The organism is Martelella sp. (assembly GCF_984369615.1).
Genome location: NZ_CFHTCS010000480.1, coordinates 1 through 2,720 on the forward strand (window position 1 = coordinate 1; position 2,720 = coordinate 2,720).

Annotated in this window: 3 protein-coding genes; all 3 read left to right on the plus strand. The window is 61.1% G+C overall.

The features are described from left to right. The first annotated feature begins 474 nt into the window (after nucleotides 1-474). Nucleotides 475-1,482, plus strand: coding sequence for a DctP family TRAP transporter solute-binding subunit (locus AC5DC2_RS22535; protein ID WP_491700105.1), 1,008 nt, complete (start codon nucleotides 475-477; stop codon nucleotides 1,480-1,482). Between the two features lie 126 nt (nucleotides 1,483-1,608). After that, nucleotides 1,609-2,289, plus strand: coding sequence for a TRAP transporter small permease (locus AC5DC2_RS22540; protein WP_024707145.1), 681 nt, complete (start codon nucleotides 1,609-1,611; stop codon nucleotides 2,287-2,289). Nucleotides 2,290-2,293: 4 nt separating this feature from the next. Beyond that, on the plus strand, nucleotides 2,294-2,720 hold a 427-nt coding region (locus tag AC5DC2_RS22545; protein ID WP_491700106.1), incomplete at its 3' end, for a TRAP transporter large permease subunit.

Sequence of the window (2,720 nt, forward strand, 5' to 3'; positions counted from 1 at the left end):
CGCGGCCGAGCTTGCCCGCCACGACGGCGCGCTGAAGCCCACCTATGAGGCGCTGCAGATCTCCCGGAAGGGGCTCTATGACAAGATGAAGCGGCTCAGGATCGACTATATCGACGATGATGACGCGTGATCACACGCAATGTGTCGTTTCCTACCCGTTTGGCCGCAAGACGATGTGTCATCGATGACACATTTGCGCCCCAATGCTCTTTTCCCGAATATTTGAAAATCGTTAAGCCACTGTTTCAAAGTCACTATTGACGTTTGGCAAGAACTGGCACGCTGCTTGCAATGAAAATATCGGCAGCGGCGGAGAGGGACGTCGCGGGAGGATTTTCGGATCAGACCCAGCCGGCGCTTGAGATTGCCGCTGCCGTGAAACCAGTGCTGGCCGCGTTCGACCAATACGATAGCGGCCTGCCGGGGCGAAAGCCCCATCCGACACGATTTGGGTTTAACGGGAGGACGTAAACCATGAAGACATTTCTGACTGCCGCCGTTTCCGCCGCAGCACTTTTTGCCGCGGCTTCCGCCGTCTCCGCCGCCGATCCGGCCTGCAGCGATGACGAGATGGTGATCAAGTTCAGCCATGTGGTCGCCGATCAGGGCCACCCGAAGGGCGACGCCGCGCGCATGCTGGCCGACCGCGTCAACAAGGAACTCGACGGCGAAGCCTGCATGGAGGTTTTCCCGAACTCGACGCTGTTCGACGACGACAAGGTGCTTGAGGCGCTGCTTCTCGGCGACGTCCAGCTCGCGGCCCCCTCGCTTGCCAAGTTCGAGGCCTATACGCTGAAATACCGCCTCTATGACCTGCCTTTCCTGTTCTCCAGCCTCGATGCGGTGGAGAAATTCACCACCAGCGATGCCGGCAAGGGCATGCTCTCGGCGATGGAAGACAAGGGCTATATGGGCCTTGGCTACTGGTCCTCGGGCCTGAAGCAATTCTCGGCCAACAAGCCGCTGATCATGCCGAGCGATGCGGCCGGGCTGAAATTCCGGGTTCAGACCTCGGATGTGGCGGTGGCGATGATCAATGCGCTCGATGCCTCCGCCCAGAAGCTCGCCTTCAAGGAGGTCTATGGCGCGCTGCAGACCGGCGTTGTCGACGGGCAGGAAAATACCTGGTCGAACATCTACACCCAGAAGTTCTTCGAGGTTCAGGACGGCATCACCGAGACCAACCATCAGCTTCTGGCCTATCTGCTGGTGACCTCCACCGACTGGCTCGATGGTCTCGATCCGGACTTCCGCGACCGCTTCCTCACGATTGTCGAGGAAGTCACGGCGGAGGCCAACGCTTCGGTCGCGGCGACGGAAGAGGAAAACCGCGCCAACATCATCGCCGCCGGCAGCGAGGTGCGGGTGCTCTCGCCCGAGCAGCGCCAGGCTTGGGTGGATGTGATGAAGCCGGTCTGGGCCGAGTTTGAAGATGACATCGGCGCCGACCTCATCCAGGCGGCAGTCGAATCCAATAACTAGAACAATTCCGGGTGCGCCGGTTCGCCGTCGGGAATGGGCTGAAAGCCACCCGCGGCGGACAGGCGGGCAGTGCGGGAAGGCCCGCACTGCCCGCAGCTCACCGATTGCCTTGAGAGGGGACCTGCCATGGCCGCCTATTGGCCTTACTTTGCTCTGATTTTGATCCTTGTCCTGCTTTACCTGGCCGAACGGCGCCACCGCGCCCTCGTCACCCGGCTGGAGGAAAACGTGCTGGCGACGCTGCTTGCGGCGATCACCGTGATCTCGTTTGCGCAGGTCGTCATGCGTTACGGCTTCAACAGCGGCTGGGGCGGCGCGCTCGAACTGACGCGCATCCTGTTTGCCTGGATGATCCTGTTCGGCATGAGCTATGGCCTGAAGACCGGCCTGCATCTCGGCGTCGATGCGCTGATCCGCACGCTGCCGCACCGGGCCTTCCGTGTTTTTGCGCTTTTCGGGGCGCTTGCCGCGCTTCTTTACGCGGTCATCCTCTTGTCCTCCGACTGGCTGCAGATATTCGGCGCCCATTCCAAGGGCGGCGCGGTCTTCTACTGGAACCGCTTTTTCAAGGCCGGAATCGGCCTCGACGATCTGCGCTATCCCGTTTTCATGCAGGACTGGTTTGGTTTGCAGGAGCGCGTTCAGCGCTGGATTGCCTACATCATCCTGCCCGTGGGACTGGCCCTTCTCGCCTATCGTTCAGTCGAGGCCTTCATCCAGATATGGACCGGAGAGCGCGAACTCGTCATCGCCGGTCACGAGGCCGAAGAGCTGGTGGCCGAAAACAAAGACGTGCTGAAGGATTAGACCCATGGAAATCGCCATTCTGTTTCTGCTGGTCTTCGGCCTACTCTTCGCCGGCGCGCCGGTTGCCATTTCGCTCGGCCTGTCATCGGTTCTGTTCATCGCGTTTTTCTCGCGCGATTCCATGTCCTCGGTGGCGCTGCAGCTTTTCACCGCCTCACAGAACTATACGCTTCTGGCCATCCCCTTCTTCGTGCTCGCCTCCGCATTCATGTCAACCGGCGGGGTGGCACAGCGGCTGGTGCGGTTTGCAATTGCCAGCGTCGGGCATTTTCGCGGCGGTCTCGCCATGGCCTCGGTCCTGTCGTGCATGCTGTTTGCGGCGCTTTCCGGGTCGTCGCCGGCCACCGTCGTCGCCATCGGCACGATCGCGATCGCCGGCATGCGGCAGGTCGGCTACTCCAAGGAGTTTGCCGCCGGCATCATCGCCAATG